Genomic DNA, 21,977 nt, shown 5'->3' with positions numbered 1-21,977 from the left:
CCGAGACCGATCTCAATGTGTCAGGAAATACCGGGCACCCGGACGGGGGCGGGCGGCGTCCCGCGATCACGCCGACGATCGCCGCCGCTGACCGGCGACGGTCCCGGCCGGCCCGCCGCCGACCGCGGCCGCCACCTCACCCCGCGCCCGGCCCCGCCGTCCGGCCCGCCCCACCGAGTCGGACCCCGACCCGGACCGAGGTCCGCCGGCACCGCCCGGCCCGGCCGACCATTCGTCCACTGTCCGGCCCCGTCCGGGCCTCCGCGCACCACCCGCCGAGCGCCCGGGCCTTTTTGTTGCGCAAATAGCCAAAATCCCAATCACGGCGGGTAATCATGATCGTTGATCCGCAAGTAGGTTTCGATTTCATAGCGCTTCTCACCAGCACCGCTTTCAGGGGTTCCCCCCCTTCTCCACCCGTGCTACAAAACTGGTCTACACCACGTGTGGTGTAGACCAGTTCGCGGTTCGGCCCCCTGTGCACCTACCCCCGACCGACCCGCCCCTGTCGTTAGGAACCCACCCCCATGAGTCAGTCTGCGCAGGCACCGGCGCCCGCCGCGGCTCCGGCCACGCCAAGTCCCACCAAGAAGTTCGGCCAGAACCTGCTTCAGGGTCTGCAGAAGATCGGCCGCAGCCTCCAGCTCCCGGTGGCCGTGCTGCCGGCAGCGGGCATCCTGCTGCGCCTCGGCCAGCCCGATGTCTTCGGCGCGGACGGCCTCGGCTGGGGCAAGGTCGCCAAGGTCTTCGCCACCGCCGGTGACGCCGTGTTCGGCAACCTCCCGCTGCTGTTCTGCGTCGGCGTGGCGATCGGCTTCGCCAAGAAGGCGGACGGTTCCACGGCGCTGGCCGCCCTGGTCGGTTACCTCGTCTACCACAACGTGCTCACCGCCTTCCCGATGGACGGGACGGTCACCGCGGCGCTGCCCGACGGAAAGCCGCAGAACCCCGGCGTCTTCGGCGGCATCGTGGTCGGTCTGCTCAGCGCCATGATCTGGCAGAAGTACCACCGCACCAAGCTCGTGGACTGGCTGGGCTTCTTCAACGGCCGCCGCCTGGTCCCGATCCTGATGGCCTTCGTCGGCACCCTGCTGGGTGTCGTGATGGGTCTCGCCTGGGGCCCGATCGGCACCGGCCTGACCAACGCCAGCGACTGGCTCACCGGCCTCGGCGCCGGCGGCGCCGGGATCTACGGCGTCGCCAACCGCATGCTGATCCCGGTCGGCATGCACCAGTTCCTGAACACCTTCTTCCAGCAGCAGGTCGGCAGCTTCACCGACGCCTCCGGCCAGGTCTGGACCGGCGACATCCCGCGCTTCTTCCACGGTGACCCGAGCGCCGGCCAGTTCATGTCCGGCTTCTTCCCGATCATGATGTTCGGCCTGCCGGCCGCCGCGATGGCCATCGCCCACTGCGCCCGCCCCGAGCGCCGCAAGGCCGTCGTCGGCATGATGATCTCGGTCGCCCTGACCAGCTTCGTCACCGGTGTGACCGAGCCGATCGAGTTCTCCTTCATGTTCATCGCGCCGGTGCTGTACGTCATCCACGCCCTGCTCACCGGTCTGTCGATGGCCGTGACCTGGGCCGTCGGCGTCCACGACGGCTTCGGCTTCTCGGCCGGCCTGATCGACTACCTGCTCAACTGGAACCTCGCGACCGACCCGTGGCTGATCATCCCGATCGGCCTGGTCTTCGCCGCGCTGTACTACTTCCTCTTCCGCTTCGCGATCATCAAGTTCGACATCAAGACCCCCGGTCGCGAGGATGACGACGAGATCGAGGACGTGACCAAGGCCTGACGCCGAGGATCACCCCGCACCACTCACGACCCCGCCCCGCCGCTCGCTCCCCCGAGCGGCGGGGCGGGGTCGTCCCGTCTCCGGCCGTCCCGGATCCTGGCCCGCCCGGCGAGACGGTGGTTGACGAACCGGCAAGATCGCTGGTCAACTGAAGCGGTGAACGCCCCGCGCATTCTGGTCACCCGCAGCCACATCGACTTCGGTCGGGTGTGGTCCGCGGCGTGTTGCGCCTGACCTGACCGTTCCCCCGCCGCCGCCCGGCTGACGACCCCGCCCGGCCCGGCCCCGTTGCTTCCCGCCTCTCGTGTCCGCCCGCTCTGTCCGGGCCACCGCCACGTACCCCCGCGTGCCCGCGCAGGTCCGACCCGTGCCCGCACGCACCCGCACGAGGAAAGTCAAGGCCTCACATGCCCCGCCAGTTGCACCTTTCCGCTGCCCTCGACAGCCCCGGCCACGTCGATGCCGGGCACTTCGCGGCCCTCGCCCGCCTCGCCGAACGGGCCACCCTGGACTTCGCCACCCTCGACGACTCGTACACCCCCGAGCCGCGCCGCCTCGACGCCCTCGCCACCTTCTCCCGGCTGGCACCGGTCACCGGCGGCCTCGGCCTCGTCCCCACCGTCACCACCACCCACACCGAGCCGTTCCACACCTCGGTCTCCGTCAACACGCTGGACTGGGTGAGCGAGGGCCGGGCCGGCTGGCTGGTCGGGGTCTCCGACACGGAGGCGGAGGCCAGGGCCTTCGGCCGGCGCGCCGTCGCCCCGGCCGACGTGCTCTGGGCCGAGGCCGCCGACGCCGCCGAGGTCGCCTCCCGGCTCTGGGACAGCTGGGAGGACGACGCGGAGATCCGCGATGTCGCCACCGGCCGCTTCATCGACCGCGACAAGCTGCACTACATCGACTTCGAGGGCCCGCACTTCTCCGTTCGCGGGCCGTCCATCACCCCGCGCCCGCCGCAGGGCCGCCCGGTCATCGTGGTCCCGGTCGCCGCGGCGGACCTCGCGCCGGACGCCCCGGCCGGCGCCCGCGCCCGGGTCCGCACCGCGGCCCGGTACGCGGACGTGGTCCTGCTGGACGCCCCCGGCCCGGCCGCCCGGCTGACCGCCGCCACCGAACTGCGGCTGCACGCGGGCGAGAGCCTGCGGATCCTCGCCCGGATCGACGCCGCGCTCCCCGACGCGCCCGCGGCCCGCGCGCTGGTCGCAGAGATAGCCGGGAGCGGAGGCGGCGTGGACGGCTTCCATCTGGTGCCCGCCGAACCGGCCCGTGACCTGGCCGCCCTCGCCGACGACGTGGTCCCGGCCCTGCGCGAGCGCGGGCTGTTCCGCACCCGCTACACCGGCCGCACCCTGCGCGACCACCTCGGCCTGATCCGCCCTGCCAGCCGCTACGCCCTCTCCAGCACCGCCGCCCCCGCTGCCGCCGCCCCCGCCGAGGTGACCCGATGACGGACCGACCGCTCAAGCAGATCCACCTCGCCGCGCACTTCCCGGGCGTCAACAACACCACGGTGTGGACCGATCCGGCCTCCCGGAGCCAGATCGAGTTCTCCTCCTTCCGCCATCTCGCCGAAACCGCCGAGCGCGGCCGGTTCGACTTCTTCTTCCTCGCCGAGGGCCTGCGGCTGCGCGAGCTGAAGGGCCGCATCCACGACCTGGACGTGGTCGGGCGCCCCGAGTCGATCACCGTGCTCAACGCGCTGGCCGCCGTCACCACCCACCTCGGGCTGGCCGCCACCGTCAACGCCACCTTCAACGAGCCGTACGAGCTGGCCCGGCGGTTCGCCTCGCTCGACCACCTCTCCGGCGGCCGGGCGGCCTGGAACGTGGTCACCTCCTCGGACGCCTTCACCGGTGAGAACTTCCGCCGCGGCGGCTACCTCGACCGCGCCGACCGCTACTCCCGCGCCGCCGAATTCGTCCAGCTGGTCCGGGAGTTCTGGGACGGCGAGGAGGAAGCGGTGCGGCACCGCGGCCCGCAGTTCGAGGTCGAGGGCCGGCTGTCGCTCCCCCGCCCGCCGCAGGGCCATCCGGTGGTGATCCAGGCCGGGGACTCCGACGAGGGGCGGGAGTTCGCCGCCTCGGCCGCCGACGTCATCTTCAGCCGGCACTCCACCCTCGCCGACGGCCAGGCCTTCCACGCCGACGTCAAGCGGCGGCTGGCCGGGTACGGGCGCAAGCCCGACGAGCTGAAGATCATGCCCGGGGTCACCTACGTCCTGGGCGACACCGACGCCGAGGCCGCCGAGCGCGCCGCCGAGATCCGCCGCGCCCAGGTCGGACCGCAGACGGCGATCGCCTTCCTGGAGCAGGTCTGGGGCATCGACCTGTCCGACCACGACCCGGACGGTCCGCTGCCCGCCGTGGACCCCGACCCGGACAGCACCCTCGTCCAGGGCCGGGTCAGGGCCGGGAACCCACTGGAACTCGCCGCCCGATGGCGTGCGGTGGCCGCCGAGAAGAAACTGACCAGCCGCGAACTGGTGATCGAGCTGACCGGGCGGCAGTCCTTCATCGGCTCGGCCGAGACGGTCGCCGAGCAGCTCAACGGCTATGTGCAGAACGACGCGGCGGACGGCTTCATCCTCGTCCCCCACCTCACCCCCGGCGGCCTGGACGACTTCGTCGACCAGGTGGTGCCGCTGCTCCAGGAGCGCGGGGTGTTCCGCACCGAGTACACCGGGACGACGCTGCGCGACCACCTCGGCCTGCCCGTGCCCGGACGGCGCTGAGCCGAACGCACCCGCACCGCGGCCCGCCTCGGATCCGGGCTCAGATCCCGCCTCAGATCCGGCCGAGGCGGGCCGCGTGCACACCGGCCTGGAAGCGGCTCTCCGCTCCCAGGCCGGCGGTCAGTTCGGCGACCAGCCGGCGCACCGTACGCTCGGACACCTCCAGCTTGCGGGCGATCGCCGCATCGGTACGGCCGGCCGCGAGCAGCCGCAGCACCTCCAGATGACGGTCGGTCATCTCCGTCGCGTCGGAGAGGAGTTCCGGCGGCGTCCAGGCGGCCGACCAGAAGTACTCGAACAGCTCCGCCACCAGTGCGACCAGGGCCGGTTCGCGGACCACCACGGCCGCCTCCGCCACCGGGGCGTCGCCGTCCGGACCGGCGCCCGGCGCGGGCAGGATCGCCAGCCGGGCGTCCACCACGATCAGCCAGAGCGGCAGCGAGTGGGCGGCCCTGATCCTGGCCCCGGCGCCGGTCAGCTCCCGGACGTGCGCGAGCACGGCGGGCCGGCGCAGCGCGGCGGCCGGGTAGATGGTGCGCAGGGCGGTGCCGTGGGCGAGGGCGAGCCGTTCGCGGGCCAGCTTGCCGGCCAGGGCCGGACCCGACAGGTCCTGGCCCGGGCGCAGGGAGAGCGCCTCGGTGCGGGCACCGCGGGCCGCGTCCTCCAGCAGGGCGGCGATCCGGTCGGCCCCGCGGACGAGCTCGAGGGCGGTACCGGCGTGGTGGCGGTGCTGGACCGGCAGGTAGCCGGTGTGCAGGCGGTCGACGGAGTCGCGGGCCCGGCGCAGGGCCGTGACCAGGGCGCCGACCTGCTGGTCGGCGTCGAGGAGCAGTTGGCGGACGGCCGTGTCGACGGAGACCGCCGCATGACCGGCAGCGTGATCGCCGACGCCGTCGGCGCCCTGGCCCGGCCCCCGACCCGCGCCCCGACCTGCCTCCTGGCCCGCGCCCCGACCGCCGGCCGTCGGCTGGAGCAGGCCGAGCGTGAGAAGCTCGCCGGTCGCGGCGGCGAGGCGGCTCTCGTCCCAGCCCAGGCCGAGGGCGACGGCCGGGCGTCCCGGCTCGGCGAGCAGGCGGGCGTAGAGCAGGGTGGCGTCACTGTCGGGGCGGCCGTCGGGGCTCTCCATCAGCGCAGCGTAGTGAGGGGGCGGCGGGTGGGTCCGGGGTTTCCGAGGAGCGAGACGGCCGCCCCTTCCGCTCCCGGTCATGGCCGGTTCCGGCAGCGCCGGGGCGGCTGACCCGCGGTCCGGCGGTGGCCAGGATGGCCCCATGGCTCTTCCCGAAGCTTCGACGATCTGGTTGGACGGCGCACTGGTGCCCTGGCAGGAGGCGCGGGTGCACGTCCTGACGCACGGACTGCACTACGGCACAGGGGTACTGGAGGGCACCAGGGTGTTCGCGACGGCGGACGGCCCGGCGGTGTTCCGGCTGCCCGAGCATCTGCGCCGGCTGGAGCGCAGCGCCCGCATGCTGCGCATGGAACTCCCCTACACCGTGGACGACTTGACCAAGGCAACGATCGAACTGGTGCGCGCCAACGGCCACCGGTCCTGCTATCTGCGGCACTTCGCCTTCCTCGGCTACGGCTCGATGGGGATGGACATGCGCTCCTCCCCCGTCTCGACGTCGATCGCGAGCTGGGAGTGGCAGTCCCAACTCCCCGAAGCGGAGGCGGGGATCAGGGTGAAGACGAGCAGCTGGCGGCGGAACGACCCGAACACGGTGCCGCCCGCCGCGAAGGCGACCGGCCCGTATCTGAACTCGGTGCTGGCCCGCCGGGAGGCGACCGACGCGGGGTACGACGAGGCGCTGCTGCTCGGCCCGGACGGCTCGGTGAGCGAGTGCACCGGGGAGAACGTGTTCGCGGTGCGCGACGGGGTGCTGCGTACCCCACCGACCAGCGCGGGAGCGCTGGAGGGGATCACCCAGGACACGGTGCTGGCGCTGGCCCGGGGCCTGGGGGTGGAGGTGCGGGTGGAACGGCTGCTGCGCTCGGATCTGTACGCGGCGGACGAGGTGTTCGTCTGCGGGACGGCGGCCGGGGTGGTCCCGGTGCGGTCGCTGGACGACCGGGAGCTGCCGGCCGCGCCCGGCCCGCTGACGGCCCGGCTGCGGGCGGCCTACGAGGCGGCGGTCTCGGGCGCCGATCCCCGGTACCGGCACTGGCTGACCCCGGTGGAGTGAACCCGCCCGGAGGCCGGACGGTCTCCGGGTGCGGACTCAGATCTCGTACACCGCGCCGGCCCGGGCGACCTCGACCGGGCCGGCGAAGGCCTCGGCGGCGTCCCGCAGGTTGTGCTCGGCGTCGGTCCACGGCGGGATGTGGGTGAGCACGAGGCGCCGGGCGCGGGCGGCGGTGGCGTGTTCACCGGCCTCACGGCCGTTGAGGTGGACGGCGCGGTAGGTGTCCCGGCCGTCGAGGTAGGCGGCCTCGCAGAGGAAGAGGTCGCTGTCGCGGGCGAGCTCGACGAGTTCGGCGCTCTCCCCGGTGTCGCCGGAGTAGACGAGGGCCCGGCCGTTGTGTTCGAGCCGGAAGGCGAAGGCGTCGACCGGGTGGTTGACCTGCGCGACCCCGATCCGCAGCGGGCCGAGGTCGAAGCCGCCGGGAGTGAGGGTGCGGAAGTCGAAGACCTCCTTCATGCCGGGGTCCTCCGGCATGTCGTAGGCGCGGGCGAGCCGTTCGGCGGTCCCGGCCGGGCCGTAGACCGGCATCGGGTCGGGACAGCCCCCGGCACGGTAGTTGCGCGCGACCCAGTAGGCGCAGAGGTCGATGCAGTGGTCGGCGTGGAGGTGGCTGAGCAGGACAGCGTCCACCTCGTAGAGGTCGGCGTACTTCTGCAGGGCGCCGAGCGCGCCGTTGCCGAGGTCGAGCACCACCCGGTAGCCGTCGGCCTCGACGAGGTAGCTGGAGCACGGCGAGTCGGCGGACGGGAAGCTCCCCGAGCACCCCACCACGGTCAGTTTCATCCGAGCCCCTCCGCCCCGACACGTCCTGGCTGCTGCTGGTCAATGGCAGTACGGGCCGGTGAACCGGCCGGTAGCACTGCGTTCGCGTGTCGAGAGTAAGGGGGGAGCGGCACTTTGCCCCCGTCTCCGTGCCGCGCTGTGGCTGGAATCACCAGAACGCCTGGGCCGGGGGCGGCGTCTCCGGTTCAGCGGTGGCCGGGGCGCCTGCGGGCCCAGGTCCTGATCGTGGCGGGGTACCAGCGGGGGTGGCCGCTGCCGTCGACGACGTCGGGGGCGGGCAGCAGGCCGTGCCTGCGGTAGTTGCGGACGGTCTCCGGCTGGACCTTGATGTGGCGGGCGATCTCGGTGTAGGTCCACAGGTCGGTGCTGTGCCTCACGGGGTCACTCCGTTTGCGTCGGGAAACGTTCGTGAGCAGCCTTTCCGGGGGCTGGGGGCATCCTCGCCCAAGATCGGACTCTGTGGTCATTCCGTGACGAACCGGAAGCAGAGTCCGGACAAATACCCGGCCGCGGCGACGGTCACAGTGGTGCGGGGAGCCGCGTGCCCGGTACGGTCGGCCGCATGACTGGCATCTGGGTGGTCCTGGCGGTGGCGGCGGTCGCGGCCCTGGCCTTCGTCGTGCCGGCGCTGGTCCGGCGGGCCCGGCAGGCGCCCGCACCGGCCGCGCCACGGCCGGCGAAGGGCCGTCCCGGACCGGCGCCGCAGGAGATCTGGTGGGCCGAGGTCCCGTTCGAGGACGGCCCGGGGTCGAAGGACCGCCCCTGTCTGGTGCTGCGGGTGAACGGCCGGGTCGCGACCGTCGCGAAGATCACCAGCAAGCACCACGCCGACCGCCCCGGGGTGCTGCCGCTGCCGCCCGGCACGGTGGCCGACCGGCAGGGCCGGAGCAGCTGGCTGGAGACCGACGAGCTGCGCGAGGTGCCGCTCTCGGCCTTCCGCCGCCGGGCCGGTGCGGTGGACGGGCAGACCTGGGCCCGGGCCCGGCACGCGGCCGGGGTCTAGCGGTCGGGCCGTCCGGCCCGTCCGGCGGGAAGGGCCCTACGCCCAGAGCTGGCCCTGAAGGGCCTCGACCGCGTCCTCGGTGGTCTCGGCGGTGTAGATGCCGGTGGAGAGGTACTTCCAGCCACCGTCGGCGACCACGAAGACGATGTCGGCGCGGCGGCCGGCCGCGGCGGCCTTGCGGCCGGCGCCGATGGCGGCGTGCAGGATGGCGCCGGTGGAGACGCCGGCGAAGATGCCCTCCTGCTGGAGGAGCTCGCGGGTGCGGCGGACGGCGTCGGCGGAGCCGACCGAGAAGCGGGTGGTGAGCACCTCGGCGTCGTACAGCTCGGGGACGAAGCCCTCGTCGAGGTTGCGCAGACCGTAGACCAGGTCGTCGTAGCGGGGCTCGGCGGCGACGATCTGCACGCCGGGGACCTTCTCGCGCAGGAACCGGCCGACGCCCATCAGGGTGCCGGTGGTGCCGAGGCCGGCCACGAAGTGGGTGACGGTGGGCAGGTCGGCGAGGATCTCGGGCCCGGTGGTGGCGTAGTGGGCACCGGCGTTGTCCGGGTTGCCGTACTGGTAGAGCATCACCCAGTCGGGGTGCTCGGCGGCGATCTCCTTGGCGATCCGCACCGCGGTGTTGGAGCCGCCGGCGGCCGGGGAGGCGATGATCTCGGCGCCCCACATGCGGAGCAGCTCGCGCCGTTCCTCACTGGTGTTCTCGGGCATCACACAGACCATCCGGTAGCCCTTGAGCTTGGCGGCCATGGCGAGCGAGATGCCGGTGTTGCCGCTGGTGGGCTCCAGGATGGTGCAGCCGGGGGTGAGCCGGCCGGCGGCCTCGGCGCGCTCGATCATGTGCAGCGCCGGGCGGTCCTTGATGGACCCGGTGGGGTTGCGGTCCTCCAGCTTGGCCCAGAGGCTCACCAGGCCGTCGGCGTTGCCGGGGAGCGCGGCGGAGAGTCGGGGCAGGCGGACCAGCGGGGTGTTGCCGACGGCTTCGAGCGGGCTGTCGTAACGCAAGGGGGCCTCCGGCAACGGCGGTGAGGGTCGGGTGCGGCGGCTCTCCCGCCCGCGCCGCCCGGTGGGCGATCGGGCGGGAGAGCGGGAGATCAGCGGGCGCCGCCGGCCACGGCGGGCAGGATGGTGACGCTGTCACCGTCGGCGAGGGCGGTGGAGATGCCCTCCAGGAAGCGGACGTCCTCGTCGTTGAGGTAGACGTTGACGAAGCGGCGCAGCTCGCCGCCGTCCAGCAGGCGGGCGGCGATGCCCGGGTGGCGGGCGTCGAGGTCGTGGAAGAGTTCCCCGAGGTTGCTACCGGTGCCCTCGACGGCCTTGGCGCCGTCGGTGTAGGTGCGGAGGATGGTCGGGATGCGGACCTCGATGGCCATGGGTGCGCTCCTGTGCGAGTGGTGGGGTGGTGGGCCGCAGCGGACGCGGCAGGGCGGGGTGGGCCCGGGGCCTGGGGCCGACGGCGGGCCTGGACGGGCGGCTCAGCGCGAGCGCGCCGGCGTGCCGGGACAGATCGCACTGGCGAGCCGGCACAGGTCGACGTGCAGGCGCGCCACAAGGCGGATGCCCGGGGCCTGGTTGCTCACATCGACGGAACGCATGGACTCATCGTATAGATTCCCGGGCCCGCTCCGACATGCCCGTCTCGGGATCCGGATGTTTCCGTTTCTGCTGCTGAGACAGCACGGCCCGCCGACCGCTTCGCGGACAGTCGGCGGGCCCCGCCCAGGTGGGTGCTGGTCAGGCCGGGTAGGCCTCGACTACCTGGACGTCTTCCTCTGTGATCGCGCCGTCCACGATGCGGAACGAGCGGAACTGGTACGGGTCGTCCGCGCCGTTGCCCTCGGCGGTGGAGACCAGGACGTAGTGGGCGAACGGCTCGGAGGCGTAGCTCACGTCGGTGCGCGACGGGTAGGCCTCGGTGGCCGTGTGCGAGTGGTAGACGATCGCGGGCTCCTCGTCCCGGTCGTCCATCTCGCGGTAGAGCTTGAGCAGGTCACCCGAGTCGAACTCGTAGAAGGTGGGCGACCGGGCGGCGTTGAGCATCGGGATGAACCGCTCCGGCCGTCCGCTGCCGGCCGGTCCGGCGACCACGCCGCAGGCCTCGTCCGGATGGTCGGCGCGGGCGTGGGCGACGATCGCGTCGCGCAGTTCTCGGGTGATGGTCAGCATGCGGCCAGGATAGCCACGCCCCGGCCGGTGTCCGCCGGGGCGTCCACGGCCCGGCTCAGCCGCTGTCGCCGACGTGCAGGTGGTCATGGGCGGTGCCGTGGACGGCTTGCGGGCGGGTGCGCTTGAGCACCTGGTAGCCGACGACCAGGAGCACGGCCCAGACCGGGAAGACGTAGAGCGAGATCCGGCTGATCGGGTCGAAGGCGATCAGCACGACGACCAGGGCGAGGAAGGCGAGAGCGGCCCAGCTGCTCCAGACACCGCCGGGCGCCTTGAAGCTGGGCGGTGGCAGGTGACCGTTCCGCCAGGCCCGGCGGTAGCGGATCTGGCAGATCAGGATCATCGCCCAGGTCCAGAGCCCGCAGACGGTGGCGACCGAGGTGATGTACTCGAACGCCTTGGCCGGCACCAGGTAGTTGAGCACCACGCCGACGCCCATCAGCAGCGAGGAGACGGTGATCGCGACGGCGGGGGTGCGGCGCGCGTTGAGGCCGGTGAGCCGGCCGGGGGCCTGGCCGCGCAGGGCGAGGTCGCGCAGCATGCGGCCGGTGGAATACATGCCGGAGTTGCAGGAGGAGAGCGCGGCGGTGAGCACCACGAAGTTGATGATGCCGGCCGCGGCCGGGATGCCTATCTTGCCGAAAGCGGCGACGAACGGGCTGACGCCGGGCTGGAATTCGGTCCACGGCACCAGCGCGAGGATGATCGTCAGGGCGCCGATGTAGAACAGCACGATGCGCCAGGGCAGGGTGTTGATGGCCCGCGGCAGGGTCTTCTGCGGGTTCTCGCTCTCCCCGGCGGTGACGCCCACGAGTTCGACGCCGAGGTAGGCGAACATCACGATCTGCAACGTCATCACGGTGGCGCCGATGCCCTTGGGGAAGAAGCCGCCGTTGTCCCAGAGGTGGGTGATCGACGCGGTGTCACCGGCTTTGCTGAAGCCCAGGGTGAGCACGCCGATGCCGATCAGGATCATGCCGATGATGGCCGTCACCTTGACCATGGAGAACCAGAACTCGATCTCGCCGAACAGCTTCACCGAGATCAGGTTGGCCGCGTACAGGATGACCAGGAAGGTCAACGCGCTGATCCACTGCGGGATGTCGGGCGCCCAGAACCGTATGTAGACGGCGGCGGCGGTGGTTTCCGCCATGCCCGTGACCACCCAGAAGAGCCAGTACGTCCAGCCGGTCACATAACCCGCGAAGGGGCCGAGGAACTCCCGCGCGTACTCCGCGAAGCTGCCCGACACCGGGCGGTAGGTGAGCAGTTCGCCGAGGGCCCGCATGATCACGAAGATCACCACGCCGGCGACGGCGTAGGACAGGATCAGGCTCGGCCCCGACCTGGAGATCGCCGTGCCCGCACCGAGGAAGAGGCCGGTGCCGATGGCGCCACCGATGGCGATCATCTGGATCTGGCGACTGCCCAGCCCCCGCTGGTAACCCTCCTCGTCCGGCTTGGCGTCGACGACTTCGTCGTAGAGCTGTTCGGCCATGGTTCACCGTCCTGGGTGGGTCTCGTGGGGAGGAGGAAGTCGTACCACGCAGGCTCCGAATAGCGGTGTTCATCTGAGCGACATTTGAGCATGACCTGGTAGGTTTTCGCCCGTTTTAGACAGAAATGCCCCGACCATCGGTCCATCATGTGGACAGATGGTCGGGGCGGCCCGGCGGCGGGAGAATCAGTCCGCGATCGCCTCCAGCAGCGACTCCTGGAGTGCGCCCAGCCAGAGGTAGGCCATCACCAGCGGCTTGCGCTCGTCGGTGTCCGGCAGGTCGTACAGCCCCTGCTCGTCCTCCTCGGTGACCTCCAGCCGCACGCCCAGCGTCAGCCGCAGGTCGTTGAGCGCGCCCAGCCAGCGCAGACCGTCGGCGGCGGCCAGCTTGAGCACCCCGCCCTCGCCGCCCAGCCCGTCCAGGGCCCGGACCACGTGCAGCGCGTCCTCGCGCTTGCGGGCGCGCAGGTCCAGCTCGGTGTAGCGGCGGAACTCGGCGGAGGCCACCTTGTCCTCGGCCTCCTCGGGCCGCTCCGGATCGCCGTACGCGTCCGGGAAGAGCCTGGCCAGCGCCGGATCGGCGGGCGCCTCGGTGGGCCCCTCGGCGAACAGCGCGGCCAGCGGGTCGCCGCCGCCCTCCGCCGCCGGGCCGGGGCCGATCAGCTCCAGCATCTGCACCTCCAGGGAGCGCAGGATGGAGGCCTCCAGCTCGTCCAGCGCGATCGCCGCGCTCCCGCCGCCGGCACTCTCGAACAACCCAGCCATCTGTATCGGTCAGCCCGTCTCGTCGATTCGGTGGTGTGCGGAGCCCGCGCCGGCGGGTCAGTCGTGCTGCAGGGTGGCCCAGAGGCCGTACCCGTGCATCGCCTGGACGTCGCGCTCCATCTCCTCGCGGGAGCCGCTGGAGACCACTGCCCGGCCCTTGCTGTGCACCTCCATCATCAGCTTCCTCGCCTTGTCCTTCGGGTAGCCGAAGTAGGCCTGGAAGACGTGCTGGACGTAGCTCATCAGGTTGACCGGATCGTTGTGCACGATGGTCACCCAGGGCGTGTCCGGCTCCACCACCGGCAGGCCTTCGACCTCCGGGCGCTCGATCTCCGCGGGCGCGACACTCACCGCTGGGTCCTCCCTCGCTGTGCTCTCTCCCACATGCCCTTCCAGCCCCCATGCTGCCATCCGGGGGACCCGCGGGCGATTCCGCCCCAGGTACCGCGATCGAGAAATCGTCACTCTGACGCTAAGTGGTAGTAGCATCATCCACATGGACGCCACTTCCGTGCGCGCGGCCGGCTCGACCGCGCTGTTCACCGATCGTTATGAGCTCACCATGCTGCAGGCAGCCCTGCGCAGCGGGGCCGCGCACCGCCGCTCCGTCTTCGAGGTGTTCACCCGCCGGCTCCCGAACGGCCGGCGCTACGGCGTGATGGCCGGCACCGGCCGGGTGCTGGACGCCGTCGAGGACTTCCGTTTCACCGCCGCACAGCTCGACTGGCTGGCCGGCCAGGGCGTGGCCGACGAGGACACCCTGCGCTACCTGGCCGACTACCGGTTCACCGGTGACATCCACGGCTACCCGGAGGGCGAGGTCTACTTCCCCGGATCGCCGCTGCTCACCGTCGAGGGCACCTTCGCCGAGGCGGTGATCCTGGAGACGGTGATCCTCTCCATCCTCAACCACGACTCGGCGATCGCCGCCGCCGCCTCCCGGATGACCGCCGCCGCCGGCGGGCGCCCCTGCATCGAGATGGGTGCCCGGCGCGCCCACGAGCACGCCGCCGTCGCGGCCGCCCGGGCCGCCTACGTGGCCGGCTTCGGCGCCACCTCCGACCTGGAGGCCGGCTTCACCTACGGCATCCCGACCACCGGCACCGCCGCACACGCCTTCACCCTGGTGCACGACAGCGAGCGCGACGCGTTCCGGGCGCAGATCGCCTCCATGGGCAAGGGCACCACCCTGCTGGTCGACACCTTCGACCTGCGCGAGGCGGTGCGCACCGCCGTCGAGGTGGCCGGACCGGAGCTGGGCGCGGTCCGGATCGACTCCGGCGACCTCACCCTGCTGGCCCACCGGGTCCGCCGCCAGCTGGACGAGCTCGGCGCCGAGCGGACGAAGATCATCGTCACCTCGGACCTGGACGAGTACGCGATCGCCGCGCTGGCCGCCGCACCCGTGGACGGCTACGGCGTCGGCACCAGCCTGGTCACCGGCAGCGGCCACCCGACCTGCGCGATGGTCTACAAGCTGGTCGCCCGGGCCACGTCGGCGGACGGGCCGCTGGCCCCGGTGGCCAAGCGCGCGGCCGGCGGCAAGACCAGCATCGGCGGCCGCAAGTGGGCGGCGCGCCGGCCCGACGGGGAGGGCGTCGCCGAGGCCGAGGTGGTCGGCACCGGGCCCGTCCCGGCCGGGCTGGAGCCGCACCTGATGCAGGTGCCGCTGGTCCGGGCGGGCGAGGTGGTCGGCCGGGAACCCCTGAGCGCGGCCCGCGAGCGGCACGTCCGGGCCCGGGCGGCGCTGCCGCTGTCGGCCACCCAGCTGTCCAAGGGCGATCCGGTGCTGCCCACCGAACTGATCGTCTGAACGTTCGAACGCAGGTCTCGCGCGGAGGCGGCGGGCCCGGGCCTTCCGCCTCCGCGCGCCACTCCCTAGAGTCAGCCGTAGAGTTCCCGCGGAGCTCCCGAGGACCTCCCGAGGGCTCCCACCGCCGGGGCGCAGACCCCCCACAACCGAGGATGCGAGCCATGCACCGGGCACTGATCGTCGTCGACGTGCAGAACGACTTCTGCGAGGGCGGCAGCCTGGCCGTCTCCGGCGGGGCCGAGGTGGCCGCCGCGATCACCGACCTGATCGCCGAGTCCTCCCCCGGGTACCAGCACATCCTCGCCACCCGCGACAACCACATCGACCCGGGCGACCACTTCTCCGACCGGCCGGACTACATCAACAGCTGGCCGGTGCACTGCGTGGCGGGCACCGAGGGTGTGGGCTTCCACCCCAACTTCGCGCCCTCCGTCACCTCGGGCGCCATCGAGGCGGTCTTCGACAAGGGCGCCTACGCGGCGGCGTACAGCGGGTTCGAGGGGATCGACGAGAACAACCGCGGACCGGTGGAGTGGCTGCGCGAGCGGCAGGTCACCGAGGTGGACGTGGTCGGCCTCGCCACCGACCACTGCGTCAAGGCCACCGCGCTGGACGCGGCCAGGGCGGGCTTCACCACCCGCGTCCTGCTGGACCTGACGGCGGGCGTCATGCCGGCGACCGTCTCCGCCGCGCTGGAGGAGCTGCGGGCCGCCGGGGTCGAGCTGGTCGGCTCCCCGGTGGTGCGGAGCTGAGCCCCTGCTCCGCAGACCGCTCGGCACGCGGTTCGGCACGCGGTTCAGAACTCGGTGACCATCAGCTCCACCACGTCGGTACCACCCCGCAACAACGCCTCGCGCAGCTCCGCGCCGACCGCGTCCGGGTCGGCGGCCAGCCGCGCGCCGGAGAGGTGGACCACCCGGACCCCGAGGTACTCCATCCGCTGCTGGCCGCCGCGCACCCAGGCGGTCTCCCCCTCGCTGACACAGCGCAGCTCCGAGTCGACCTCCACCGCCACGCCCGCCTGCGGCCAGTAGAGGTCCGGAACGGCGATGTAGGTGCCGCCGCGCATCCGCAGTTCGGGGCCGGCCAGCGGGGCGGGCAGCAGCCACGCGTCCACCACCTCGCCGACCCGGTCCAGCGCCACATCCCGCTCGGCGGCCAGCAGTTCGTCCAGTGCGGCCCGCACGGCCGGGTCGGCGATCAGCCCGGACTCGGTCAGCTCGGCGACCAACTCCCCCGCCGTGCAGCGGACGTCCGGCCGGTGCACGGCCTCGCGCAGGACCTCGCGGACCAGCCGCGGGCCGGCCGCGACGCCCGGCGCGGCCCCGTCCGCCGTCCACGCGCACAGCGCGTCGGCGACCGCCCGGGCGACCGGCGCACACGCCAGGCCCTGTACGGACCGGGCCACCAACTCCCGCTCGGTGCGCCGGATCCGCACCTCACCGGCGTCCTTCAGCCGGCGCTGCCGGGGCACCAGGACGTCCACCCCGGTGACGGCGGTCAGCCGCGGCGCGGCCGCGAAGCCGTACAGCGCGAGCGCGGCCGTACCGGTGATCACCGCGCCCTCGCGGCGGCCCTCCTCCCGGCCGTTCTGCGCGGCGTACAGCAGGGCGGCCCACATCCGCTGCTCCGGCGTCGGCCCTTCGTCCTGCAACAGGTAGACGCGGGGCAGCAGCCGCCGCCACGGGCCACCACGGCGGCAGTGCTCACTGACGACCCGGGCCGGCACGCCGCGGGCGCGCAACTGGCTGGCGGTGACAACATTCTGCTGACGCTTCGCCAGCTCCTCCAGGGAAGGCGGCGGCGAGGGAATCCGGTAGCTCATGCCGACACCATCCCCAACAGCACCGACCGGCCATCAGGCGCCTGACGCACTGTTACCCAACCGTCGCGAAACCGGGATCAGCCCGCACTAAAGTCCCCATACCCTCACCCATTCGGAGCAATGGTCGGCCTTATGGTTGTCATCACCGATCGAAGCCGATCGCCGACCAGGGCGTTTGACCGTGGGTGACCAAGGGCATACGCCGAAGCCCCTCCGGGAGTCACTCCCGCCCTCCGGATTGCCTACCCTTACTTCATGTCACGTGACGAGACCGCCGGCCTCCGCGCGGCCCAACTCCGCCTCGGCCGCCTGCCCGGATACGTCCGCCGGCCGGACCCGGCCCGCCGGAGCGGCGAACAGGGCCATACGTACAAGAAAGGCTGGGAGGTCCGCTTCACCGCCCGCAGCGAGGCGGAGATAGCCGAGATTCGCGACCTCGTGGTCGCCGCCGGGTTCGCCCCGGCCAGACCCTTCTTCAAGGGCCACCAGCTGATCCAGCCGGTGTACGGGATGGCCGCCGTCCAGGCCTATCTGGCCGCGAGACAGGCGGCCGAGGAACACGCCGCGCGCAGCGCCGTCGGCCGCGACCGGCGGGGCACCGGGGCCGACCTCGCGAGACTCACCGTGCACGGCGGGGACGAGGCCGACACCGCGAGACTCGCGAGCGCCGCCGGCGCCGCGGCCGCCGCAGCGGCGCAACTGGCCCGCCGGCGAGCCCTCGAATCGTTCCCCGCCCAGGTCGAGCGGCGCACCGCGGCGGACGACCGGATCACCCCGGCGGAGACCGGACGCCAGAACTGACGAGCGATCACACCCACGGCCGCGCTTCGCGATTCGGCCTCAGGCCGCCGGAGCGTGGTCGATGTGCACGGTGGCGGCCAGCAGGCGCGGGACCGCCCGGACCAGCGCCTGCTCCGCCGCCTCGGCCACCCGGTGCGCCGCCACCACCGAGAGCGTGCCGTCCACCACCACGTCCGCCTCGGCCCGCAGCGTGTGCCCGATCCAGCGCATTCGGAGCGCGCCCACCCCGCGCACGCCCTCCACCTCGCGCAACGCGCCCTCTGCGGCGTCCACCAGAGCCGGATCCACCCCGTCCATCAGCCTGCGGCCGACCTCGCGCACCGAACCCCGCAGCACCCACAGGATCGCCACCGTGATCAGCAGGCCGACCAGCGGGTCCGCCCAGGGCAGGCCGAGTCCGGCGCCGACCGCGCCGGCCAGCACCGCCAGCGAGGTCAGGCCGTCGGTACGGGCGTGCACACCGTCCGCCACCAGGGCCGCCGAGCCGATCCGCCGGCCGGTCCTGATCCGGTAGCGGGCCACCCACTCGTTGCCGACACAGCCGGCCACCGCCGCGCCGGCCACCGCCCAGAGGTGGCCCACCGGCCGGGGGTCCAGCAGGCGGTCCACCGCGGCCAGCCCGGCGAACCCGGCCGAGGCGGCGACCGCGAGCACGATCGCGACACCCGCCAGATCCTCGGCCCGCCCGTAGCCGTAGGTGTAGCGGCGGTTCGCCGCCCGGCGGCCGAGCAGGAAGGCCACCGCCAGCGGGACCGCCGTCAGCGCGTCCGCCAGGTTGTGCACGGTGTCGCCGAGCAGCGCCACCGAGCCGGAGAACAGCACCACGGCGGCCTGGACCAGCGCGGTGGCGCCGAGCACCAGGAGGGAGATCCAGAGCGTGCGCAGACCGTCCGCGGAGGCCTCCAGGGCGGCGTCCACCCGGTCCGCCGCGTCGTGCGAGTGCGGACGCAGCAGATGGCCGAGACGGTGGCGCGGGGAACCGTGCGCACGGGTTCGCCCGTGATCGCCGCGGCCGGAGCGGCGAGCTTGCACCTGATGGGCGTCAGCATGATCATCGGCATCACCACCGTGCGGGTGGTCGTGTGAATGGTTGTGCGGGCGCGGCTTCGCGCCGTGGTCGTGGACGTGAGCCTCCATACGGCCTACGGTGGCACATCAACTGCCTTGCAGCTATTGCCGTCCTACACCTCCTGACCAGGTGCGACGCGCTCGCACCTGCACCCGTGGCGCTACTGCGCACCACGCCACGACCGCTCCCTCGCCAACCCTCCGTCCGCCCCGCCCCGCCGGCCGCCACCGGAACCGGCCGGGCGACGGCGCACGCCGGGCGCTCCGGCCGATTGGTAACCCAGCGCACCGAGCGCCTACCGTAGAGTGAGCACAGATGATCGACCGTCAGAAATCCATCTCCCTTGCCGAGAAGTCGAGATGACAATTCGTCATGACAGCACCGCCGAACCCCCTCCGGGGCCCGGCGAACCACCCGACATGCCGTTGGAGTTCACGGCTTTCTGTGAGCTGCACCGGCCTCGGTACCTCAGCTACGCCCGGGTCTGGCTGCCGGAACAGGCCGAGGCGGCCGGCGCGGTCCAACAGGCGTTCGCCGAAATCGCGATCCGCTGGCGCGAGTTGCTGGGCAGCTCCAACCCGACCGCGCACGCCTGGCAGATCCTGCGCGGCATCGTCACCGATCACACCCGGCTGTCCCGGCCGCCGGAACCGGTCCGCCACCCCGTCGACGACGACCTGGCGATCCTGCACTACGTCGTCGGTCTCGCCGCGCCCGAGATCGCCGACGTCATCGGCACCGACACCGCCAGCGTGGCCGGCCGGCTCCGCCGGACCATGCTGCGCGAGGCCTCCGACTGGTGACCCCGGCACGGGCCCAGGCCCCGGCCGGAGGCCTGCCCACCGGCTGAACTCCCCTACACCACCCGCCGCCCGGCGGCCCGGGCCCGCTCGCCCGTGACGTCGTACAGGTGGTGGACCGGGTCATGGATCAGGTAGCGGGAGAACGACTCCACCGTGAAACGCGCGCCGTCGCTGCGGCCCCCCATACGCTGCCACTGCCCGTCCGCGACCTCCTCGAAGGCGGCCGCCAGCGTCTGCGCGGCAGCTGCCAGCCCGTCGGCCACGTCCTGCGGACGCTGCTCCCCGTAGCGGTCGGCGACGGCCGTCTCGTCCTGGTCCCAGTTCGGGAAGATCGGGTTCTCGTGGTCGAGCATGAGGTTCAGACGGACGTGGAACAGCCGGAAGACGTCCCGGACGTGGCAGGCGTACTCCAGGTCCGACCAGATCTCCGGACTGCGGCGGCGGCGCAGCGCGTCCTCCTCGCCGGCCAGCACGGCCAGCCAGGCGTCCGCATTGGCCCGGATCATCCCGGCGACCTCCTCCCGGGCCACGGACCGGGCGTCCAGGCCGCAGTCCGGGCAGGGGCGCTCCAGGACCCAGGTCCAGTCCTTGGTGTCCGGGACGACGGCGGCGGGGTTCTCGGCGGTGGTCATGCATCCAGGATGACGGCGGGCCGGCGCCCCGGCCAGCGGCCTTACCGCCAGCGGCCGCCGAAATACTGCCAGCCCGCCGCCGGGCCGCACCGACCGCCCGCAGGCCGGAAACCCCTGGTCAAACCGGGGCGCTCCGGTCCATGCTGGACACCATGCTCATCCGCGAAGCCACCCCCGACGACTGGCCGGCCATCTGGCACTTCCTGCGTGAGATCGTCGCCGCCGGCGAGACGTACTGCTGGGACCGCGACACCGGCGAGGAACGGGCCCGCGCCCTCTGGTGCAGGCACGCCCCCGGCCGCACCTTCGTCGCCGTCGACGAGGACGGCACCGTCCTGGGCACCGCCGAGAGCCACCCCAACCAGGCCGGCCCAGGCTCCCACGTCGCCAACGCGGGCTTCATGGTCGACCCCCGCCACTCCGGGCGCGGAGTCGCCCGCGCCCTCTGCGCCCACGTCCTCGACCAGGCCCGCGCCGACGGCTACCGCGCCATGCAGTTCAACGCCGTCGTCGAGACCAACCACCGCGCCGTCGCGCTCTGGCAGTCCTTCGGCTTCGAGATCCTCACCACCGTCCCCGAGGCCTTCCACCACCCCGACAAGGGCGACATCGGCCTGCACGTGATGTACCGGAAGCTCTGACCCCCTCCCCGACCGCCGCCTCCCGCGTCACGCCTTCGAGCGAATCCGCCGACACCGCGTTCACCCGGAGGGTTACTCCTACGGAGGACACGCCGCACGGCCCGCTCACTGATACGGATTCCCCGACGGCGGCACCGGAGGCGTCGGGGGCGGTACGGGCGCCGTCGGCCCGGCATACGGGTACCCGCCGTACCCCGGCACCACGACCGCCCGCCTCCGGCGCCGCGCCCGCACCGCCACCGCCCCGGCCACACCCGCGACCACCAGCGCCAACAGGCCGCCCGCGCCGACCAACGTGTACGTGATCCCCGGGTTCCCGCCCGCCCCCGCCACCGGCGCGGCCATCGGCGGCTCGGTCACGTCCTCGGAGGGCTCCCCACCGGGAACGGCCGTCGTCGCCCCCGGCGGAGTCCCCTGGGACTCCGCCCGCCCCAGCAACGGGTTCTCCTTCGGCCCGCCGTCCACCGCCGGATTGGCCTCCAGCGCCTTCGCCGGAGAGACCACCCCGTACCCGTACCGGTCATTCGGCACCGCCGAACCGTCGCCGGGCGGAGTCGCGCTCTTGATCATCCGGTTGATGACCTGCCCGGCCGAGAGACCGGGGTACTTCGACCGAATGAGCGCGGCCGTCGCGGAGACGTAGGCGGTGGCGTCCGAGGTGCCATTACCGATTCCGTAGCTCGATGTCGACTTGGCCGTGGCCTGATAGACCTCGGCACCGGGGGCCGCGAGCGTGGTCTCAGGACCTGGCGTAGACCGTTCCCATACACGTCCCTGGGAATCAACGGCCGCGACTGCCACCACTCCTGGGAATGCCGCCGGATAGTCGACATGCGTAAGCTGCCCGCCGCTGTTCCCCGCGGCCCCGACCAGAACAACGTCCTTGGACACCGCGTAGTCGACCGCCGCACGTGCCTGGGAATCAAACCGCGATGTCCCACCGACGGACAGGTTGATGACCTTGGCCCCGTGATCGACCGCAAATCGAATGGCCAGCGCGAGATCGTTCTGCTGGAGGTCCGGTGATTCACCGTTCGATCTCATTTTGACGGGCAGGATCTTCGCCTTCGGCGCCAGGCCCATGACCCCCGCTTCTGAGCCATGTCCGTGTCCCGCTATCAGACTCGCCATCGCGGTGCCGTGGCCGTCACCGTCGACCCGGCCATCCGTCTTCGCCCCGGAGAAGTCAGCGCCGGGCAGCACTTGGCCCGCGAGATCCTGGTGGTCCTGATGGACGCCGCTGTCCACAAGTCCGACGACGACGCCCTCTCCCTGGCTGACGGGCCAGACCTTGCTCTCGGCTTCGAGGAACGCCAGAGGCCACTGCTTGTCACGGATCTGGTCTGCCAAAGCCGGTGCGGCAGCGGTTCCCCACAGCAGGGCCCCAGCGGCAAGAACAGCTGCACCGCGTGCCAGTCGGCTGCTCGTCAAGCCTGGTCACCCCACTCAGCGAGGCCTCCCG

Annotated in this window: 25 protein-coding genes; 11 read left to right on the top strand and 14 right to left on the bottom strand. The window is 72.5% G+C overall.

Going from position 1 to position 21,977, the window contains the following annotated elements; translation table 11 throughout:
* The first annotated feature begins 527 nt into the window (after positions 1–527).
* The 3 genes from ACIP82_RS22660 to ACIP82_RS22650 all read left to right on the top strand — a co-directional run bounded on the left by ACIP82_RS22660 (position 528) and on the right by ACIP82_RS22650 (position 4,533).
* Positions 528–1,799 (top strand): PTS transporter subunit EIIC, encoded by a 1,272-nt coding sequence (locus ACIP82_RS22660; RefSeq protein ID WP_363606655.1) that lies wholly within the window; start codon positions 528–530, stop codon positions 1,797–1,799.
* Positions 1,800–2,206: 407 nt separating this feature from the next.
* The gene (locus ACIP82_RS22655) at positions 2,207–3,250 is read left to right on the top strand and encodes an LLM class flavin-dependent oxidoreductase (RefSeq protein ID WP_400655596.1); all 1,044 of its coding nucleotides are present in this window, start codon (positions 2,207–2,209) and stop codon (positions 3,248–3,250) included.
* The gene (locus ACIP82_RS22650) at positions 3,247–4,533 is read left to right on the top strand and encodes an LLM class flavin-dependent oxidoreductase (protein WP_363606652.1); all 1,287 of its coding nucleotides are present in this window, start codon (positions 3,247–3,249) and stop codon (positions 4,531–4,533) included. The genes ACIP82_RS22655 and ACIP82_RS22650 overlap by 4 nt, the downstream gene beginning before the upstream one ends.
* 52 nt (positions 4,534–4,585) lie before the next feature.
* On the opposite strand, the gene ACIP82_RS22645 is transcribed toward ACIP82_RS22650, so the two are convergent.
* On the bottom strand, positions 4,586–5,659 hold the full coding sequence (locus tag ACIP82_RS22645; RefSeq protein WP_400655592.1) for a LuxR C-terminal-related transcriptional regulator: 1,074 nt from the start codon (positions 5,657–5,659) through the stop codon (positions 4,586–4,588).
* Positions 5,660–5,801: 142 nt separating this feature from the next.
* On the opposite strand from ACIP82_RS22645, the gene ACIP82_RS22640 reads away from it, so the two are divergent.
* Complete coding sequence (locus ACIP82_RS22640) at positions 5,802–6,716, top strand: branched-chain amino acid transaminase (RefSeq protein ID WP_400655590.1); 915 nt, start codon at positions 5,802–5,804, stop codon at positions 6,714–6,716.
* A 36-nt stretch (positions 6,717–6,752) separates the two neighbouring features.
* Here ACIP82_RS22640 and ACIP82_RS22635 read toward each other — a convergent pair whose 3' ends face one another.
* Positions 6,753–7,499: an MBL fold metallo-hydrolase gene (locus tag ACIP82_RS22635; RefSeq protein ID WP_363606647.1), complete on the bottom strand. Its 747-nt coding sequence runs from the start codon at positions 7,497–7,499 to the stop codon at positions 6,753–6,755.
* Positions 7,500–7,684: 185 nt separating this feature from the next.
* On the bottom strand, positions 7,685–7,876 hold the full coding sequence (locus ACIP82_RS22630) for a MerR family transcriptional regulator (protein ID WP_363606646.1): 192 nt from the start codon (positions 7,874–7,876) through the stop codon (positions 7,685–7,687).
* Between the two features lie 185 nt (positions 7,877–8,061).
* Between ACIP82_RS22630 and ACIP82_RS22625 the strand changes: the two genes are divergently transcribed.
* Entirely contained in the window at positions 8,062–8,502 is a 441-nt protein-coding gene (locus tag ACIP82_RS22625; protein ID WP_363606644.1) for a type II toxin-antitoxin system PemK/MazF family toxin, read from the top strand.
* 36 nt (positions 8,503–8,538) lie between these two features.
* Here the strand turns inward: ACIP82_RS22625 and ACIP82_RS22620 are convergent, their stop codons facing one another.
* The 7 genes from ACIP82_RS22620 to clpS all read right to left on the bottom strand — a co-directional run bounded on the left by ACIP82_RS22620 (position 8,539) and on the right by clpS (position 13,282).
* Positions 8,539–9,507: a PLP-dependent cysteine synthase family protein gene (locus ACIP82_RS22620; protein WP_400655586.1), complete on the bottom strand. Its 969-nt coding sequence runs from the start codon at positions 9,505–9,507 to the stop codon at positions 8,539–8,541.
* An 89-nt stretch (positions 9,508–9,596) separates the two neighbouring features.
* Positions 9,597–9,875, bottom strand: coding sequence for a MoaD/ThiS family protein (locus ACIP82_RS22615; protein WP_350544771.1), 279 nt, complete (start codon positions 9,873–9,875; stop codon positions 9,597–9,599).
* Positions 9,876–9,977: 102 nt separating this feature from the next.
* Positions 9,978–10,097, bottom strand: coding sequence for a putative leader peptide (locus ACIP82_RS22610; protein ID WP_363606640.1), 120 nt, complete (start codon positions 10,095–10,097; stop codon positions 9,978–9,980).
* A 139-nt stretch (positions 10,098–10,236) separates the two neighbouring features.
* Positions 10,237–10,668, bottom strand: coding sequence for a Mov34/MPN/PAD-1 family protein (locus ACIP82_RS22605; protein ID WP_400655583.1), 432 nt, complete (start codon positions 10,666–10,668; stop codon positions 10,237–10,239).
* A 55-nt stretch (positions 10,669–10,723) separates the two neighbouring features.
* The gene (locus ACIP82_RS22600; protein WP_363606637.1) at positions 10,724–12,166 is read right to left on the bottom strand and encodes an amino acid permease; all 1,443 of its coding nucleotides are present in this window, start codon (positions 12,164–12,166) and stop codon (positions 10,724–10,726) included.
* A 186-nt stretch (positions 12,167–12,352) separates the two neighbouring features.
* Complete coding sequence (locus ACIP82_RS22595) at positions 12,353–12,931, bottom strand: DUF2017 domain-containing protein (RefSeq protein ID WP_363606636.1); 579 nt, start codon at positions 12,929–12,931, stop codon at positions 12,353–12,355.
* Between the two features lie 57 nt (positions 12,932–12,988).
* Positions 12,989–13,282 carry an ATP-dependent Clp protease adapter ClpS gene (gene clpS, locus ACIP82_RS22590; RefSeq protein WP_363606635.1) on the bottom strand — a complete coding sequence of 98 codons (294 nt, stop codon included), beginning with the start codon at positions 13,280–13,282 and terminating at the stop codon, positions 12,989–12,991.
* Positions 13,283–13,427: 145 nt separating this feature from the next.
* On the opposite strand from clpS, the gene ACIP82_RS22585 reads away from it, so the two are divergent.
* Complete coding sequence (locus ACIP82_RS22585; RefSeq protein WP_400655581.1) at positions 13,428–14,744, top strand: nicotinate phosphoribosyltransferase; 1,317 nt, start codon at positions 13,428–13,430, stop codon at positions 14,742–14,744.
* Positions 14,745–14,905: 161 nt separating this feature from the next.
* Positions 14,906–15,496 (top strand): isochorismatase family protein, encoded by a 591-nt coding sequence (locus ACIP82_RS22580; RefSeq protein WP_363606632.1) that lies wholly within the window; start codon positions 14,906–14,908, stop codon positions 15,494–15,496.
* A 44-nt stretch (positions 15,497–15,540) separates the two neighbouring features.
* Here ACIP82_RS22580 and ACIP82_RS22575 read toward each other — a convergent pair whose 3' ends face one another.
* Positions 15,541–16,569 carry a hypothetical protein gene (locus ACIP82_RS22575; protein WP_363606630.1) on the bottom strand — a complete coding sequence of 343 codons (1,029 nt, stop codon included), beginning with the start codon at positions 16,567–16,569 and terminating at the stop codon, positions 15,541–15,543.
* A 255-nt stretch (positions 16,570–16,824) separates the two neighbouring features.
* Here ACIP82_RS22575 and ACIP82_RS22570 point away from each other — a divergent pair, with 255 nt between their 5' ends.
* Positions 16,825–17,370, top strand: coding sequence for a hypothetical protein (locus ACIP82_RS22570; RefSeq protein ID WP_363606629.1), 546 nt, complete (start codon positions 16,825–16,827; stop codon positions 17,368–17,370).
* A 39-nt stretch (positions 17,371–17,409) separates the two neighbouring features.
* Here ACIP82_RS22570 and ACIP82_RS22565 read toward each other — a convergent pair whose 3' ends face one another.
* Positions 17,410–18,288, bottom strand: a complete 879-nt coding sequence (locus ACIP82_RS22565) for a cation diffusion facilitator family transporter (protein WP_400655577.1) — start codon at positions 18,286–18,288, stop codon at positions 17,410–17,412.
* Positions 18,289–18,324: 36 nt separating this feature from the next.
* Between ACIP82_RS22565 and ACIP82_RS22560 the strand changes: the two genes are divergently transcribed.
* Together ACIP82_RS22560 and ACIP82_RS22555 are read left to right on the top strand one after the other, a co-directional pair.
* The gene (locus tag ACIP82_RS22560; protein ID WP_400655575.1) at positions 18,325–18,456 is read left to right on the top strand and encodes a hypothetical protein; all 132 of its coding nucleotides are present in this window, start codon (positions 18,325–18,327) and stop codon (positions 18,454–18,456) included.
* Positions 18,457–18,798: 342 nt separating this feature from the next.
* Positions 18,799–19,242, top strand: a complete 444-nt coding sequence (locus ACIP82_RS22555) for a hypothetical protein (RefSeq protein ID WP_363606626.1) — start codon at positions 18,799–18,801, stop codon at positions 19,240–19,242.
* 53 nt (positions 19,243–19,295) lie between these two features.
* Here ACIP82_RS22555 and ACIP82_RS22550 read toward each other — a convergent pair whose 3' ends face one another.
* Positions 19,296–19,874, bottom strand: a complete 579-nt coding sequence (locus ACIP82_RS22550; RefSeq protein ID WP_400655572.1) for a DinB family protein — start codon at positions 19,872–19,874, stop codon at positions 19,296–19,298.
* Positions 19,875–20,026: 152 nt separating this feature from the next.
* Between ACIP82_RS22550 and ACIP82_RS22545 the strand changes: the two genes are divergently transcribed.
* Positions 20,027–20,515: a GNAT family N-acetyltransferase gene (locus ACIP82_RS22545; RefSeq protein WP_400655569.1), complete on the top strand. Its 489-nt coding sequence runs from the start codon at positions 20,027–20,029 to the stop codon at positions 20,513–20,515.
* A 105-nt stretch (positions 20,516–20,620) separates the two neighbouring features.
* On the opposite strand, the gene mycP is transcribed toward ACIP82_RS22545, so the two are convergent.
* Positions 20,621–21,865, bottom strand: coding sequence for a type VII secretion-associated serine protease mycosin (gene mycP / locus ACIP82_RS22540; protein WP_400655566.1), 1,245 nt, complete (start codon positions 21,863–21,865; stop codon positions 20,621–20,623).
* Positions 21,866–21,977 lie beyond the last annotated feature (112 nt).

Source organism: Kitasatospora sp. NPDC088548, assembly GCF_044753005.1.
Classification (GTDB): Bacteria; Actinomycetota; Actinomycetes; order Streptomycetales; family Streptomycetaceae; genus Kitasatospora.
The sequence above is the reverse complement of the archived record's forward strand: the minus strand, read 5'-3'. Positions and strand labels throughout refer to the sequence as shown.